The sequence below is a fragment of the Desulfobacula toluolica Tol2 genome, from assembly GCF_000307105.1.
Classification (GTDB): Bacteria; Desulfobacterota; Desulfobacteria; order Desulfobacterales; family Desulfobacteraceae; genus Desulfobacula; species Desulfobacula toluolica.
Genome location: NC_018645.1, coordinates 1,940,103 through 1,957,012, shown reverse-complemented (window position 1 = coordinate 1,957,012; position 16,910 = coordinate 1,940,103). Strand labels below are relative to the sequence as shown.

The following is a 16,910-nucleotide window of genomic DNA, read 5'->3' as shown; positions in this document are numbered from 1 at the left end:
GATGACAACAGACAACCAGATAATAATTTTTGACACAACTTTAAGGGACGGCGAACAATCACCCGGAGCCAGCATGAACCAGCCTGAAAAGCTGCGTATTGCCACCCAGCTTGAAAAACTGGGTGTCAACGTTATTGAAGCAGGATTTCCGGCAGCATCAGAAGGTGACTTTGAAGCGGTCAAAGCGATTGCTGAAACCCTTAAAACCGCCCAGATTGCAGCTCTTTGCAGGGCCAATAAAGACGATATCAACCGGGGATGGCAAGCCGTTAAAAATGCAGCACACCCCAGAATCCACACCTTTATTGCAACCTCTGAACTGCACATGAAATACAAACTCCAGATGACGCCGGAACAGGTGCTGGAACAGGCGGTTGAATCTGTAAAGCTTGCCGCCTCCTATACGGACAATGTGGAGTTTTCAGCAGAAGACGGATCACGGTCTGATCCAGCATTTTTGTGCAAAGTGTTTGAAGCGGTAATTGATGCAGGCGCCACAACGATTAACCTTCCTGACACGGTGGGCTACGCCATCCCGGAAGAATACAGTGAGCTTATCAAACATGTCATGCAAAACACTCCCAATATGGACAAGGCTGTGTTGAGCGTTCATTGCCATAATGATCTGGGACTTGCCACAGCCAATACTCTTGCCGCCATAAAAGCCGGTGCAAGGCAGGTTGAAGTCACCATCAACGGTATTGGAGAACGGGCCGGCAACACCTCGCTTGAAGAAGTGGTCATGTCTCTGCACACACGGCCCAATTTTTTCCCTCAGACCACATCCATTGACACCACAAAAATTTACCCCACAAGTCGCCTGGTAAGCATGATAACCGGAATTTTAGTGCAGCCCAATCGCGCCATCGTTGGGGCCAATGCCTTTGCCCATGAAGCCGGGATTCACCAGGACGGTGTATTGAAAAACCCCATGACCTATGAAATCATGAAACCGGAAACCATTGGCCTGAGCAAAAACAGCCTGGTGTTGGGCAAACATTCCGGACGTCATGCTCTTAATTCCCATATTCAGGAGATGGGATACAATCTTTCAAAAGAAGAGCTGAACAAAGTTTTTGAAAAGTTCAAACACCTGGCCGACAAGAAAAAAAGCATCCAGGATGAGGACATTGAAGCCTTGATCAACGAAGGAGTATTAAGAAGCTCTGAAGTCTTTACCCTGGAATATATCAATGTTGTATCTGGAAACACAGTTTTTCCCACAGCCAGTGTAAAGCTCAACATCAACGGCCGTCCCGTCCAGGGAGCGACAGCGGGAAGCGGTCCCATTGATGCGGTATACAATATCATATCAAAATTAACCGGGACCACATCAGAGCTTTTAAGATTTACCATTTCAGCGTTGACCGAAGGCACGGATGCCCAGGGTGAGGTAACTGTGCGGCTGCAGGAAGACGGAATCGTGGCATTGGGAAAAGGCACGGACCCGGATATTATTACGGCAAGTGCCCTGGCTTACATCAACGGTTTAAACAGATTGGAATACCTGAAAAGCCATCCAATTGTAAAACCCGACAACCTTTAAATTATCCCATACACCCAGAACTGAAATCACTATTTTTTTTTAATAACGACCATGGCATATCACTCTGCCACAACAAATAATGAAAGATATTTAATTTCAGCAGGTTAAAAATTCTTTCATATAAAACGATTCACCACCGCTTTTACGCTTAAACCATCAGAATAAAAGCGGTGGTATTTTTTTTAGCGTTCAAAATAAAGGCGTCTTTCAACCAAGGGCAAAATACCTGTCCTGCACCTTATGAAAATTCTTTTTCAGACCTGTTTCTTCCGTTTTGTTTTGCTTTGTAAAGAAGCTTGTCAACCCTGGAAAGAAAAATGTCTTCCTTTTCAAAAGGACGATACTGACCCACCCCCAGACTGATTGTGGCGATAATTTTTTTATCCTCATACACTGTAGAGGTTTTTGCCACAGTATCCCTTATTTTTTCTGAAATTGTATAAGCATCATCCAGGCTGCATTTTTTTAAAAGGATTAAAAATTCTTCACCTCCCCACCTGCATAAAACATCTGATCTTCTTATGGCAGCATTGGAAATTTTTACAATATTTTTAATTACAGCATCTCCTGCCAGATGCCCGAATTGATCATTCACATTTTTAAACCGGTCGATGTCAAACAAAATAATTGACAGTGTGAAATTTTTCCTTTGGATGTCCTGAAGTACCTGATGAAAAATCATATCAAACGCCTGACGGTTGTATATGCCTGTCAACTTGTCAATTGTTGCCATTTTTTCCAGACGGCCCTGGTAAGATGAAATGGTCAAATTGGTTAAAACAAGCACAACACTTGTAATCACCGCACATATTGCAAGATTGATCAAAAGAGTGTGAAGAATCTGTTTTATTGCTTTTTCTTCTGTCTGTTCAACCAGTAAGTACCAGTCAAATTCAGGGATGTATCTTGTGTTCAAATGAACTGTTTTTCCATCTCTTTTGTATTTAAAGCAGCCACTTGATTTTGATAAAATTTCATCTGCTATGGATGATATCTCTTTCATCCTTGTAATCGGTTTATCGGGATTTATCAAATTTGATCCATGTAGCGTTATATTGCCTTGTTTATCTGTAAAATATATCTGCCTGTCATAATCTTTTTGATATTTTTTGATCAATTCTTTAACTGCGCTTACCTTAAGCCCCACACCGGTTGCACCGATAAATTTTTTATCATAATCAAAAACCTTAAAATTAATAAAAATGGTCATGGAATCATTGTTGGCCATATCCGGATCAATATTAATTTCATAATCAGATGTCAAAGCCCTTACCCTGAAATACCAGATGTCCCGCTGCTGGTTCTCTTGTACTTTTTTTAATATTCCCTTTGCCTGATAATATATCCGTGTCTGTTCGGAAACAAAAAAACTTGTAACGGCATTGTATTTGTTCCGGATTTCTTGAAGATAGCGCACAATTTGTTGTTCATCTTCTTCTCCTTTTATCACCCAGTCCCGAAGAAAGGTGTCATTTGCCATCAAAGAAGATATAAAAATAGTCTGCAGAAGATCTCTTTGAATTTCCGAATAAATATTGTCACTGGTTAAGGGAAGTTCACGTCCGACAATCTGATCTCTTAGTGATGACCTTGAAACAAAATAACTTGCCAGGCTTGTTGCGCCAAATCCAATTATCAACAGCAGGCTTATCATTAACATCAATTTATTTTTTCTTTGTTCCATCCACTCCTCTTAATTATTACGCAAACAATTAACTATCCGACATTTTTATGATGTAAAATTTTATACCATTAATTCCAAATCAAACAAATATTATAAGCTGCCATAGTCTGTTAACAATAGCCAGAAAAAAAATTTGCAAGTTTTTCATATTTGAGTTGTTTAACATTTTAAAGCCTAATTTAAGCACTGAATTACTATAAACAAGCAAGGTAAAGGAGTGAACAGATGATGACACAGTACAAATTCAACCGAATGGAAGTTGCAGGTTCTCTGGGAGATCTGGGCACTCTACTTCCAATGGCCATAGGCATGACAATGATCAACGGCCTGAATCCGATGGGCATATTTTTAAGTGTCGGTCTTTTTTATATTCTTTCCGGACTGTATTTTAAAGTCACCGTACCTGTTCAGCCAATGAAGGTTATCGGAGCCTACGCAATTGCAACCGGGATGAGTGCTTCCCAGATATCGGCCTCGGGATTTTGGGTGGGATGCTTTCTTTTAATCATAGGGGGAACCAATGCGATCAAGGTTATAGGAAAATATGTTCCCAAACCGGTCATCCGGGGGGTACAGTTATCAACGGGTGTTCTTTTGATGGCTCAGGGAGTCAGGTTTATCATTGGCACCTCGAAATTCCAGATACTGAGACAGGCCGTTGAACCTTATCTTACAGTACAGAATCTCGGGCCTCTGCCCGTTGGTATTGTTATAGGGATTATCGGCGGACTCCTTACTCTGTTGCTACTGGAAAACAAACGATTACCAGCCGGACTTTTTATCGTATCAGGCGGCATTTTTATAGGACTCGTCTGGGGAACCCACGAAGGTATTTACAAAGCATTTAATAATCTTATGGGCGGACTCAATCTTTCTGAATTTTTTCCTTTTGAATTTCCCACACGGGCAGACTTCACCTTTGCTCTACTTGCCCTGGTTCTTCCTCAAATACCAATGACATTAGGGAATGCAGTTATTGCCTATGCAGATCTGTCCAAGGACTATTTTGACGATAAATCAAAAAAAGTAACTTATAAATCAGCTTGCATCAGCATGGCATTGGCAAACTTTATGAGTTTTTTCCTTGGCGGCATGCCGCTGTGCCATGGTGCCGGCGGGCTGGCAGCTCATTATCGGTTCGGCGCACGTACTGCCGGATCAAATATGATTATCGGCTCCATCTTTTTGATTTTAGCTGTTGTATTCGGCTCTCATCTGCTGTCGATTTTATACCTTATTCCCATGTCGGTACTGGGAGTGTTGCTCCTGTTTGCAGGCAGTCAACTGTCAATGACAATAATTGACATAAAAAATCACAAAGATCTGTTTGTTTCTTTAATGATGCTGGGCATAACACTGGCCTCAAATCTTGCAGCGGCTTTTATTGTCGGTATTGCCATAGCTTATGCCTTAAAATCAAACAAATTGACTGTTTAACATAAAAAATAATAATATCGGCAACCCCAGTTATTTAAACAAGGAAGACCCGATATGATAAAATCAAAACAGACTATTGCAATAGTCAATGAATAATATGATCAAAACAGATCAGGACGCAGAGCTTATAACGGCAGCAGGAAAAGGAGATCAAAAGGCGTTCGAACGTCTGGTTCAAAAACACGGAGCTGCACTCTTTAATTTTTTACTCAGATACCTGGGTGACCGTACAACAGCAGAAGATATCGTACAAGAAGTGTTTATAAGAATTTACACATCTGTACATAAATTCAAAAAAATGACCGGCGTAAAAGCATCCTCCTGGATATTTAAAATAGCGTATAACCTTTCGATCAATGAGATCAAACGACGTAAACGCTACAAACACTTTTATGATGCATTAAATCAAAACGCACAAAACACAAGTCAACCAGATCAAATCAAGGAGTGGGAAACAAGAAAAGATATCATGGCAGGTTTAAAAAGGCTTCCTGAAGACCAACGGGCAGCATTGCTTTTAAGGGTGAATGAAGGGTATTCTTACAGGGAAATCAGTGACATTTTAAACCTTTCAATTTCCAGTGTGGAGTCTTTGATTTTCAGAGCCAGAAAAGGCTTGAAAAAACATCTAAAATTTTAACAAGGAAACAGAATCATGAAATGTCAGGAAATTTTGGAAAAATTATCAGCCCATTTGGACAAAGAGCTGGATTTGATCCAGAACAAAAACATAATACAGCATCTAATCCAATGCAAAGAGTGCAAAAAAGAATTAGAGGCTTTTCAGTACACAGATCAAATGATTCAAAACCTGCCACAGGAAAAAATGCCATCAGCGCTCATCAGACAAATTGATTCAGCGGTCTTCAAAGTGTCTTCTCCCGTGAAAAAATCTTTTTTTAAATCCCGGATTTTCACACCTCTACTTGTTTTTTTTGAAACCTTGTTTGAATTGCTCAACCCGCTAATCGAAAAGGAATCACGCCCAATAGAAGAATTTAATGATTTTCCGCCCGAGTCATTTGGCTATATATATTTCAAAATAATGAATCCAAGTCATATGAGGTCTTAAGATGCACATTTTTTTACATTATGTTTCCGGCTTTTTAACGGCCTTGATTCTTGTATCAGCCATTTTAATCATCGTGTATAATCATTTAAAACGCAAACATTTGAAAAAAAACAAAATTATCGGATATTTAGATTTAATTCCAGATCTTACACAGCAACAAAGAAAACAGGCCCAATCCATTCGCAAAGTGTTTTTACCAAAAGTCGCAGGCATCAGAAAGTGTCTCCACATTCAGCGGAGCAAACTGGCGGAAGCCCTGTTTATGGAACCTTGCAACGAACTGGAAATACAATCAATCTCAAAAAAAATTATCCGACTCCAGACGGAACTTGAGCATGAAGTTGTGGAGCATATTTTAGAAGAAAAAGAACTTCTCTCTCCATCCCAGAAAAGAAATTTCTACACTATAATTGTTGACCAATTTTCCGCCGGCGGACTGGGAATCCATGATATAAAAGGCAAATAATCAAAAAAAGAAGCCGGACAGCAGGCTGATGAAAAACATATTATCAGTCACCAAAAACTTGCTTGGCTGTCCGGTTATTTTTAACTTATATTTGTTGTTTTTATTTGGGAAATTATTTTTTAAGGATTATCCTGGCATCCACAACATCCAGGCCCTTTTCGTATAAAATTATGGGATTCAAGTCCATTTCTTCAATTTCAGGATAGGCCTCTATCAGTTCAGAACACATGGCTATCAACCTTCTTAATGATTTTTTATCATATCCTTTCTGACCCCTTACGCCTTCCAAAAGAATGGATGATCGCGTATCTTCCAGCATTTTTTTACAAGATGTCGGTGATACAGGCAATACCCAGAATGTAACATCTTTCATGATTTCAACCATAATTCCACCTAACCCGTACATGATAACCGGCCCGAACTGCTCATCTATTTTAGTGCCGATAATAATTTCAAGGCCTTTTTGAGCCATAGGAGAGACAAGAACCCCTCGAATGTCCGCTTCCGAGTTATAGGCAATAGCGTTTTTAATAATCTGACAATATGCTTTTCTCACTTCAAGTTCAGATTTCAAATTCAGTTTCACCCCACAGGCATCACTTTTATGCAGGATATCGGGTGAAACAATTTTTAATACGACATTCTCTTTGATTTTCTCTGCAATTTGCCATGCTTCATCTTCGCTCCTTGCCACCTGCCCCACTGATGTGGGGGCACCATGAAGCTTGATCAATTCTTTTGCCTCATTTTCTAAAAGCACATGACGACCTTCTTTTAAGGCATTGTTAATAATCTGATTACCTTCAGGCTTTGCCTTTGACCGCCAGTTAAACACAAAGTTGGTTTTTGCATGATAGGATTTCAGATAACTTCCGTATTTACAAAGAGAGGCAACACACTTACATGAAATATCCAGGGAATCATGAACCGGTATATCATAATGACGCAGCAAATCCAGGGCATGGGACTCGTATGAACTGTAAAGTGAATGCACAATAATGGGTTTATTTTTGCGTCTTACCATTGCCCCCATTCGATGAGCTGCAGCTTCTTCTCCTATGGCAAGGCTGTCGTCAAACCGGATGCCGTATCCGCCAAACAACCCGACTACCAGAAGCCCACCCACACTGGGATCTTTTAAAATAATTTTGGCACAATCTGCAAAAAGTCCTGGATTTGCATCCGTACCACCCGCCACATCAACGGGGTTTACAACTGATGCGGCATCAGGAAGAAGTTTTCTCAAATTATTTTTTGTTTTATCAGACAATTCAGGCAAAAGGATGCCGTAATCCGTTAAAAGATCGGCTGCAATGGTGGCATGCCCCCCGCCATCGGCTAGAATTGCAATGGATTTATTATTAATGGGCGGCTGATTTGAAAGAGTCGTGGCTACGGGAAACAACTCATCTGAATTTTCAATCACAACAATCCCGGTCCTTTCATAGGCTGATTTTGCAACTTCGCTCATACCTGCAAGAGACCCCGTATGTGATCCTGCTGATTTTTTACCCGTTGCAGACCTGCCGCTTTTTAAAAGAACAATCGGTTTTTTAATGCTTGTTTTATAAGCTTCCTGAAGGAATTTTCGGCCCTCGCTCATCCCTTCCACATACATAAGGATGGATTTTGTATCAGGATCATTTCTTAAAAATTCAAGATACTCATGAAACTTGATATCTGATTCATTTCCAACGCCCACATAGTAGGTAAATCCCTCTTGCTTGCGAATGGTAGCTTCTGTTATAAGTGTCAGGGCCATGTTTCCGCTCTGGCAGAGCAGGGCAATATTTCCCTTGGGTGCATTCTGAATGCCCACAAGATTCATATTTGATTTAAGATTTATCATACCCGAAGTATTGGGGCCGATCAATCTTACGCCTGTCTGTTTTGCAACAGCGACAACCTCGCGCTCAAGTTCTTTGCCCTTGAGGCCAAGTTCCCTGAAACCACCGGCAATGATGACTGCACCAGCGACCTTCTTTTCACCGCACTTTCTTAAAATATCCGGAATTGTCCGAGCAGGAGTTGTAATCAGGGCAAGATCAACAGGATCTTTAATCAGTGTGATATCTTTATGGCAGCGAATCCCGAGAATCATGTCCTCGTTGGGGTTCACCGGATAAATTTCTCCTTCATACCCATCGGCCAGAAGGGTTTTAATGGCTTGGTATCCGCGTTTTGTTTTATTTTTTGAGGCACCTATGATGGCAACTGATCTGGCATTGAGTACTTTATCCAACATAAAATTATTTTCCTTTAATTATTTTTTTCTCTGCTCAAAATCATCTAAAGACTGTTCTCTGTCTTTGGTGGAAACACAGGCCAGGCAGGCTTCAATCTCATAATCCATCAATGCTTCAAGGCTGCACTCTCCCCTGGCCATAAGGAACCCCTTTTTAATGAGTTTTAAAGAAAACGCAGAATTTGCCACAATTTTTTTTGCCATGGCAAACGCTTCATCCATTAATGTCTCAAGGGGAACGACTTTATTAACCAGTCCGATTCTCTGAGCCTCTTCACCGGTAATATTTTCTGCGGTAAATAAAAGTTCCCTTGCCTTGCCGGGCCCAACAAGATCCTGCACAAGCCTGAAAGCACCGCCAGTGACAGACGAGGTCACCTTTGCCTCGGGAGAACCGATAAAAGCTTCTTTGGCAGCAATACGGATATCACAGGCCAGGGCAAGCTCATACCCGGAGCCCAGTGCATACCCGTTAATTGCTGCAATGGTAGGTTTTTCAAAACGTATTATTTTTCGTGATGCCTCCTGAAGGGACTCAAGATATCTTCGATAATCTTCAATGCTTCTGTCTTTTGAATCCTTAAGGTCTGCACCAGTGGAAAACGCCCTGCCCTCACCCGTAAAAATCAACGCTTTGATTTGATTGTCCTGTTTTGAGATTTCAAGGGCGTCCTGCATCTCAATCCAAAGCTGCCGGTTCATTGCATTGAGGACTTTGGGCCTGTTCAATTTAATCAAGCCGACCTGATCTTTTTTTTCATAAATAATGCATTCATAGTCCATGGGGATTCGCCTTTTAGATTTTTTTAAAATACAAGTTTAGGAAGGGATGAAATACCTTTAACAGATTATTTTAAAGAATCAATTATTCCTTCCCGGAACAATAATTCTTGATTGTTCATCTTTTTTCTGCTGTGCCTGCATCTGCCTGAAACTTTCCATGACCTTTTGGGTCTCACCTTCCATGGCTTTGGGAAAGACATCCATGGCCTCTTCAAGAGTTTTGACCTCCAGGCGGGCCTGTATGGGGATGGGTCCCTGGGGAGTGGAAAGCTGTGATCTTCCCAGGAAAATAGGTTCCCGGCTGTTGTCGTCCGATCCGTCGAGATTGACAGGTATCATCCGCAGTATACTGGCGATTTTAAGATCCGTGATGGATTCTTCACGATAAAGGTTGTCTTTGTCAACTTGAAAATTCAGGCTTGCCGGCTGTCCGCTGTTTTTGTTCATAATATGTCTCCAGTTAAAAGTTTAAACCCGATCCTGACTGTTTTACCAGGATCAGGTTCAATCTTTAACGTGTTTGCGGGATGATCGCAAGGAAAGATTATTTTTTTTCAAGAAGACTAATCGGTTTTCAAGACAGACAAAAATGCAGATTGAGGAATCTCAACAGACCCTACCATTTTCATTCGTTTCTTGCCTTTTTTCTGTTTTTCAAGAAGTTTTCGCTTTCTTGAGATATCGCCGCCATAACATTTGGCAGTAACATCTTTTCTGAATGCGGATATGGTTTCCCGGGAAATAATTTTCCCTCCGATAGCACCCTGAATGGGTATTTTAAACTGCTGCCGGGGAATTTCTTCTCTTAATTTTTTACAGGCGGTCCTGGCCCTGGCTTCTGCCTTATCCCGGTGTATCAACTGGGAAAGGGCATCCACCCGCTCACCATTGATAATAAAATCAAGCTTTACAAGATCTGTCTCCTGATATCCGGCAATTTCATAATCAAAAGACCCATATCCCTGGGTGACGCTTTTAAGCCGGTCATAAAACTCATAAACCACTTCGGCCAGGGGCAGCTCAAATTTCATTTCCATACGGTTGGAGGTCAGGTATTGATAATTTTTACTGACACCTCGAAATTCGTGACACACCTGCATGACATTGCCCATATATTTGTCCGGCACAATAATGGATGCCTTAATAAACGGTTCCCGAACCCGGGAAATTTCAGCCGGATCAGGATACTGTACCGGATTATCAATAATTTTTATTGTACCATCCGTATAGGTTATCTCATACATAACAGAAGGAGATGTCAAAATAAGTGAGACATTATACTCTCTTTCAAGTCTTTCCTGGACCACCTCCAGGTGTAAAAGACCTAAAAATCCACAACGGTATCCAAACCCAAGGGCAACGGAGCTGTCTTTCTCATAAATCAGGGATGCATCATTGAGCTTGAGTTTCTCCAGCGCCTCGGTGAGTTCCTCATAATCGTCAGATGCAACCGGATACATGGATGAAAACACAACCGGTGTGGGTTCTCTGAATCCCGCCATTGCTTTGTCACACCTTTTGTCAGCCATGGTAACGGTATCACCGATTTTCACATCACTGATATTTTTAATGCCGGCAATAAAATACCCCACCTGCCCTGCTATGAGTTCATCTTGAGGTTGCCGGACAATCTGAAACAATCCCACCTCTTCAACTTTATACTGGGCATTGTTGGACATGAACTGGATCTTCTCTCCTTTTTTAATGCTGCCTTCAAAAATCCTGAAATGAACAATGGTCCCCCGGAAGGCATCATAATGGGAATCAAATACCAGGGCCTTGAAAAAACCGGCATCTCCTGAAACAGGCGGTGGAATTTTTTTGACAATGATCTCAAATATTTTATCAACACCAATACCTGTCTTTGCAGAAACAAGAATGGCATCATCGGAATCCAGTCCCAGATCCTCTTCTATCTGTTCTTTTGCCCACTCAATTTCAGCAGACGGCAGATCTATTTTATTGATAACCGGTATGATTGCAAGATCATGCTCCATGGCAAGATATAGATTTGCCAATGTCTGGGCCTCCACTCCCTGGCTTGCATCAACCAGTATCAATGCCCCCTCACATGATGCTAAAGCCCTTGACACCTCATATGAAAAGTCCACATGTCCCGGGGTATCTATCAAGTTTAACAGATATGTTTTACCATCCTGCGCTGTATAAGGAAGAGAAACAGTCTGGCTTTTAATGGTAATGCCCCTTTCCCTTTCAATGTCCATGGAATCCAATATCTGTTCTTTCATATCCCTTTCCGATATAATACCGGAAAGCTGAATCAATCTATCCGACAGGGTAGATTTCCCATGGTCGATATGAGCGATAATGCTGAAATTTCGAATATTCTTTTTGTTTAACTTCAATTTTGCTCCAAACTAATAATTGACAAATACCATGTATACCGTTAAATTTTATTATATTACATTTATCAATTGAGTTGAAAAGTGTCAAGAAAAGCTCTCATTGAAGGAGATAACCATGGAGAAAACCGCATGGCATATTCCATCCTTATAGTTGATGATGATAAAGCCATTAAAGATTATGTAGAAGCACACCTGAAGTGTTTCAACTATAAAGTTAAAAGCGCTGAAAATGCTTATAATGCGTTGAAAATACTCAAATCATTTAAAGCTGATATTATCCTGACGGATATTACGATGCAAGGCATGGACGGACTGGAACTTACGCGAAAAATAAAAAAAACATTTGATACGGATGTCATGGTAATGACCGGTTACAGCGCTGATTACTCATATGAAAAAGCGATTCAGGCAGGTGCAAGTGACTTTATTTTCAAACCATTTCGACTGGCAGAACTTGATTTGCGAATTAAACGGGTTTTAAGAGAAGCCGGATTCAAAAAAGAACGCTACAAGCTTTTAAAGGAACTTGAAAAACTTGCCATTACCGATGCATTAACCGAACTTTATAACTCTCGACACTTTTTTTCACAAATTAAAACTGAAATCAACAGGTATAACAGATACTCGCGCCCTTTGTCTTTGCTTATTCTGGATATTGATTTTTTTAAAGCCTATAACGATACCTGGGGACATCTTGAAGGCGACAAAGTGCTGATGAGAATTGGAAAAGTCATCAATTCCTGTATGCGATCCATGGATACGGCTTATCGTTATGGAGGAGAAGAGTTTGCCATCCTGCTACCGGAAACCGGGCTTCAAAAAGCATGCATGGTTGGAGCAAGAATAAAAGACAACATCTGCTCCCAAATATTTGAACCTGAACCTGGGACTAAACGCTCAATAACCGTCAGTATTGGTGCCACAGAACTTGTGAAAGGAGAAGATTTCAGATCTTTTATCAGCCGAACAGATAAAGCCCTCTATAGATCAAAGGAAACCGGCCGGAACAAATTAACCTATATTGTCTCAAACCCTGACAACACTTAGCCTGCCGGACTGACACCCCAGGCACCAGCACAAACAATACCCTACATCCCCCAGCACCAACCCAATACACAATTAAGCTGTATTGATTCGCATACTTAAATCCACCGACCTTGCCTGATGTGTAAGTGCGCCACAGGAAATCACATCCACCCCGGTGGCGGCGATTTTATTTAATGTTCCCAGAGAAACATTTCCCGAGGCCTCTACCACTGCCCTTCCGTTTATATAATTTACTGCCGCCGACATCTGGTCATAATCCATATTATCCAGCATGATCACATCAACACCCTCATCAACAGCCTCTTTGACTTCATCAAGATTGGTCACTTCAACTTCAATTTTCATCAGATGTGATATCCTGTTTCTAACAGCATAGACTGCACTCTTGATGGAGCCTGCAACCGCGATATGATTATCCTTGATCAAAACACCATCGTATAAGGACATGCGGTGATTATAAGCCCCTCCCGCCCTGACCGCTTCTTTTTCAAGCCCACGCAGCCCGGGGGTTGTTTTTCTTGTGTCAGTCAGCCGGACATTTGGAAATTTGAGTTCGTCCGCATAGGAACGGGTTAAGGTTGCTATCCCTGAAAGGCGCTGCAAAAAATTCAAAGCCACCCGCTCCCCTTTCAGAAGCGCAACAAGATCGCCCTGTGCTTTAAACACAATGTCCCCTTGCTTTATGTTGGAACCATCTGAAAACGAAGAAAAAACCTCACAATCCTTATCCAGCAGCTTGAATGTCTTTTTGGCCACCTCAATTCCAGCAAGAACAAATGATTCTTTGGCAACGATAACGCCTTTGCCCAAAAAAGATTCCGACAAAATTGATTCCGTTGTGATATCGCCAAGCCCTGAATCTTCAAAAAGAGCCAGTTTGATTATGTTTTCTGTTGTATTCATACCCTATCATTTCATTTGTTGTATTCGTTCAAGATTTTCCTTGAGCTTGTTGTTTTTTTCTTCAAAATCAGTGTATTGAGCCTTTACTTTCTGAACCACAGTTTCCGGTGCCTTTTCAAGAAAGCTTTCATTGTGAAGTCTTTTCTGGACACCCAGAAGGTCTTTGGTATTTTTTTCAAGTTCTTTTTCAAGCCGCTTGATTTCCTTGTCAAAATCAATCACCCCTTCCAAGGAAACAAAACAGGTGGTATCCCCGGTAACAGATGTTGCACAAGATGACGGCAAATTATCCGCATCACAAAAATAAAAACTCTCAAGTGTGGCAAGATTCACAATCATTGATTTATTTTCAGCGATAATTATTTTTTCTTTTTCATCGTTTGTATATCCCAGCACTTTTATTTTCATGGACGGTTGAATATTCATTTCGCTCCTGATATTCCTGATACCGGAAATCAAACCAAAAATAAAATCCATATCTTTTTCAACGGTTTCATCCCTGAAGGTGTCATATGTTTTTTCATCATAAGGATAATCTGCGGCCATGACAGAGCCAGTGGTTGACGGCAGGATGCTGTAAATTTCTTCGGTCACAAAGGGCATAAACGGATGAAGTATGACCAGAATATCTTCCAGAACTTTTGCCAGAACACTTCTTGCACAATCTCTTCTCTGGACGCCTTCTTTTTCATAAAGTGCGGGTTTGGCTGTTTCCAGAAACCAGTCGCAGAATTCATGCCATACAAACTTGTATACGGCTGATGCAGCCTCATTAAACCGATAGTTTTCAATGCCTTGCTTCACTGCAAGAGTGGTGCAGGCACATCGGGAAAGTATCCATTTTTCAGACAAAGTAAGCTTTTTAGGGTCTATCTGACTATCTTTTGGCGTAATATGCATGAGGGCAAATCGTGATGCATTCCAAAGCTTGTTGACAAAATGCCGATATCCTTCCACTCTTGATTCCGACATCTTGACATCACGACCCTGGGCCGCAAATACCGCCAAAGTAAACCTAAAAGCATCTGCACCATATTCATCAATCACTTTTAACGGATCAATAACGTTCCCGACTGATTTGCTCATCTTTTTTCCATGTTCATCCCTTACAAGGGCATGGATATAGACATCATCAAACGGCACCTCATCCATAAAATGAAGACCCATCATCATCATCCTGGCAACCCAGAAAAAGAGAATATCAAAACCGGTCACAAGCACATTGGTAGGATAAAATGTTTTTAAAAGTTCTGTATCATTTGGCCATCCCATGGTTGAAAACGGCCAGAGCGCACTTGAAAACCAGGTATCCAGCACATCAGTTTCCTGAATAATTTCTTTTGATCCGCATGCCGGGCATTGGGTCGGATCATGTTCTTCAACAATCACCTCTTTACATGCAGGACATTTCCATACGGGAATTCTATGACCCCACCAGATCTGCCGTGAGATACACCAGTCCCTGATATTATCCATCCATTCAAAATAGGTTTTTGACCAGGTTTCCGGAATAATCCGGGTTTGTCCGTTGCGGACTGCATCCGAAGCTTTTTGGGCTAAAGGAGCCACTTTTACAAACCATTGCTTGGAAATAGACGGTTCAACAACGGTTTTGCACCGATAGCAATGTCCGACACTGTGTTTTAATGGCTCTTGCTTGGCCAGCAGGCCCTGTTCTTTAAGTGCTTCAACCGCCTGTTTCCGGCACTCAAACCTGTCCAGGCCCTTAAACCGACCTGCCCCGTCAAGCATGCATCCGTCATCATCAATGACTTTTAACTTTTGAAGGCCGTGTTTTTCTCCCAGATTAAAATCATTGGGGTCATGGGCAGGAGTGACTTTTAAGGCACCTGTTCCAAACCCGGTATCCACATACTCATCTTTGATAATTGGAATAGTCCTGTCCGTCAAGGGAAGTATGACCTCTTTGTCTTCAAGGTCACAAAAGCGCTCGTCATTGGGGTTTACCGCTACTGCCGTATCACCGAACATGGTTTCAGGCCGTGTGGTTGCAACTGTAAGCCCTTGTTTTTTATTCACAAAAGGATATCTGATATAATACAGGTAAGAATCTTTTTCTTCATGCTCAACTTCAAGATCTGCAAGAGCTGTTTTGCACCTAGGACACCAGTTGATAATATAATGGCCCTCATAAATCAACCCCTCTTTATAAAGCCTTACAAACACCTTGCGGACAGCATCTGAAAGTCCCTCATCCATGGTAAAGCGCTCCCGGTCCCAGTCACAGGAAGCACCCAGTCTTTTGAGCTGGTTGATAATGGCACCACCGGATTTTTCACGCCATTTCCAGACCTGTTTGATAAATTCCTCCCGGCCAATCTGATCGCGTGTCTGCCCTTTTGCTGCAAGATCTCTTTCAACAACATTCTGGGTTGCGATCCCGGCATGGTCTGTTCCGGGCATCCAGAGAACATTATACCCTGAAAGCCTTTTATATCTGCACATAATATCCTGAACAACATTATTTAAAGCGTGCCCCATGTGAAGTACGCCCGTGACATTCGGCGGCGGTATAACGATTGAAAAGGCAGGTTTATTGCTTGTATCTTCAGCTTTAAAAAATCCATTATCAATCCAGTATTTATACCATTTTTCTTCAATACCAGATGGCTCATAGCCTTTATCCAGAGAACCGGAACCCATAAATCAACTCCTAAAACCCATATTAATGAAAAAGGGGATCACTTGATGAATCCCCAGAACCTTTTTTTATATATATCAATTGCCTGAACTTAATTGTTTCCAATCTGATCAAGATCTTTTTGCAAACTTTTCTTGATCCCGGCAATTTCTTTTTCAATTACTTTTTCCATGGCATCAAACAAAATGGTTTCAATTTTGCCGGCAATTTTTTTTTCAATTATCCTCTCCAACGCAGCCTCCACCTGTTCCTGACTCACATTTAAATCAGATGTGGATTCTGTAATTTTTTCAAGCTCCAACGAATCATCGCCAGTTGGATCAGCATCAGTTGGATCACCCATTTCAAGTTCAAGGCCTTTATCAAAAAAAAATTCATCTTCTGTCTCAAAATTTTCTTCAAGCTTAAGACTGTCTTCCTTAACACCATGCGGACCAAAATCGGTATCGTCATTTTCAATCATATCGGTCAATTCAATAATATCTTCCTGTATAATATCTTCCTGTGTTGCATGGCCTGAACCGTACTTAACAATATCCGTCAGTTCGATAATACTGTCATCTGTCTTATCATCACCCAACATATCATCATCATAATCCGTCATAAAGGCCTCACTTTATTAGATATTAAAAACAATACCCTGTCCAGTATTTTTAAACATCAAAAAGTATCAAAGCAGGATCAAAGTGTCAACTATTT

At 41.2% G+C, this 16,910-nt stretch carries 14 protein-coding genes; 6 read left to right on the top strand and 8 right to left on the bottom strand.

The window, feature by feature from the left end; all coding sequences use genetic code 11:
* The first annotated feature begins 1 nt into the window (after position 1).
* Entirely contained in the window at positions 2 to 1,546 is a 1,545-nt protein-coding gene (locus TOL2_RS08930) for a 2-isopropylmalate synthase (RefSeq protein ID WP_014957169.1), read from the top strand.
* 238 nt (positions 1,547 to 1,784) lie between these two features.
* Here TOL2_RS08930 and TOL2_RS08925 read toward each other — a convergent pair whose 3' ends face one another.
* Positions 1,785 to 3,230 (bottom strand): sensor domain-containing diguanylate cyclase, encoded by a 1,446-nt coding sequence (locus tag TOL2_RS08925; protein ID WP_014957168.1) that lies wholly within the window; start codon positions 3,228 to 3,230, stop codon positions 1,785 to 1,787.
* Positions 3,231 to 3,455: 225 nt separating this feature from the next.
* On the opposite strand from TOL2_RS08925, the gene TOL2_RS08920 reads away from it, so the two are divergent.
* From TOL2_RS08920 to TOL2_RS08905, 4 genes are all read left to right on the top strand, one after another.
* Positions 3,456 to 4,667, top strand: a complete 1,212-nt coding sequence (locus tag TOL2_RS08920; RefSeq protein WP_014957167.1) for a putative sulfate/molybdate transporter — start codon at positions 3,456 to 3,458, stop codon at positions 4,665 to 4,667.
* A gap of 88 nt (positions 4,668 to 4,755) precedes the next feature.
* Entirely contained in the window at positions 4,756 to 5,307 is a 552-nt protein-coding gene (locus TOL2_RS08915) for an RNA polymerase sigma factor (RefSeq protein WP_014957166.1), read from the top strand.
* 15 nt (positions 5,308 to 5,322) lie between these two features.
* The gene (locus TOL2_RS25970; RefSeq protein WP_014957165.1) at positions 5,323 to 5,739 is read left to right on the top strand and encodes an anti-sigma factor family protein; all 417 of its coding nucleotides are present in this window, start codon (positions 5,323 to 5,325) and stop codon (positions 5,737 to 5,739) included.
* Between the two features lies 1 nt (position 5,740).
* Positions 5,741 to 6,205 carry a Spy/CpxP family protein refolding chaperone gene (locus TOL2_RS08905; protein WP_014957164.1) on the top strand — a complete coding sequence of 155 codons (465 nt, stop codon included), beginning with the start codon at positions 5,741 to 5,743 and terminating at the stop codon, positions 6,203 to 6,205.
* Between the two features lie 112 nt (positions 6,206 to 6,317).
* Here TOL2_RS08905 and TOL2_RS08900 read toward each other — a convergent pair whose 3' ends face one another.
* The 4 genes from TOL2_RS08900 to lepA form a co-directional block, all read right to left on the bottom strand.
* On the bottom strand, positions 6,318 to 8,450 hold the full coding sequence (locus tag TOL2_RS08900; RefSeq protein ID WP_014957163.1) for an acetate--CoA ligase family protein: 2,133 nt from the start codon (positions 8,448 to 8,450) through the stop codon (positions 6,318 to 6,320).
* An 18-nt stretch (positions 8,451 to 8,468) separates the two neighbouring features.
* Complete coding sequence (locus tag TOL2_RS08895) at positions 8,469 to 9,233, bottom strand: enoyl-CoA hydratase/isomerase family protein (RefSeq protein WP_014957162.1); 765 nt, start codon at positions 9,231 to 9,233, stop codon at positions 8,469 to 8,471.
* A 78-nt stretch (positions 9,234 to 9,311) separates the two neighbouring features.
* Entirely contained in the window at positions 9,312 to 9,680 is a 369-nt protein-coding gene (locus TOL2_RS08890) for a hypothetical protein (RefSeq protein ID WP_014957161.1), read from the bottom strand.
* A 116-nt stretch (positions 9,681 to 9,796) separates the two neighbouring features.
* Positions 9,797 to 11,599: a translation elongation factor 4 gene (gene lepA, locus TOL2_RS08885; RefSeq protein ID WP_014957160.1), complete on the bottom strand. Its 1,803-nt coding sequence runs from the start codon at positions 11,597 to 11,599 to the stop codon at positions 9,797 to 9,799.
* A gap of 129 nt (positions 11,600 to 11,728) precedes the next feature.
* On the opposite strand from lepA, the gene TOL2_RS08880 reads away from it, so the two are divergent.
* Positions 11,729 to 12,646, top strand: coding sequence for a GGDEF domain-containing response regulator (locus TOL2_RS08880; protein ID WP_014957159.1), 918 nt, complete (start codon positions 11,729 to 11,731; stop codon positions 12,644 to 12,646).
* 72 nt (positions 12,647 to 12,718) lie between these two features.
* Here TOL2_RS08880 and nadC read toward each other — a convergent pair whose 3' ends face one another.
* The 3 genes from nadC to TOL2_RS08865 all read right to left on the bottom strand — a co-directional run bounded on the left by nadC (position 12,719) and on the right by TOL2_RS08865 (position 16,815).
* Positions 12,719 to 13,549: a carboxylating nicotinate-nucleotide diphosphorylase gene (gene nadC, locus TOL2_RS08875; RefSeq protein WP_014957158.1), complete on the bottom strand. Its 831-nt coding sequence runs from the start codon at positions 13,547 to 13,549 to the stop codon at positions 12,719 to 12,721.
* Positions 13,550 to 13,555: 6 nt separating this feature from the next.
* Positions 13,556 to 16,213, bottom strand: coding sequence for a valine--tRNA ligase (locus tag TOL2_RS08870; RefSeq protein ID WP_014957157.1), 2,658 nt, complete (start codon positions 16,211 to 16,213; stop codon positions 13,556 to 13,558).
* Between the two features lie 89 nt (positions 16,214 to 16,302).
* Positions 16,303 to 16,815, bottom strand: a complete 513-nt coding sequence (locus TOL2_RS08865) for a hypothetical protein (RefSeq protein ID WP_014957156.1) — start codon at positions 16,813 to 16,815, stop codon at positions 16,303 to 16,305.
* Positions 16,816 to 16,910 lie beyond the last annotated feature (95 nt).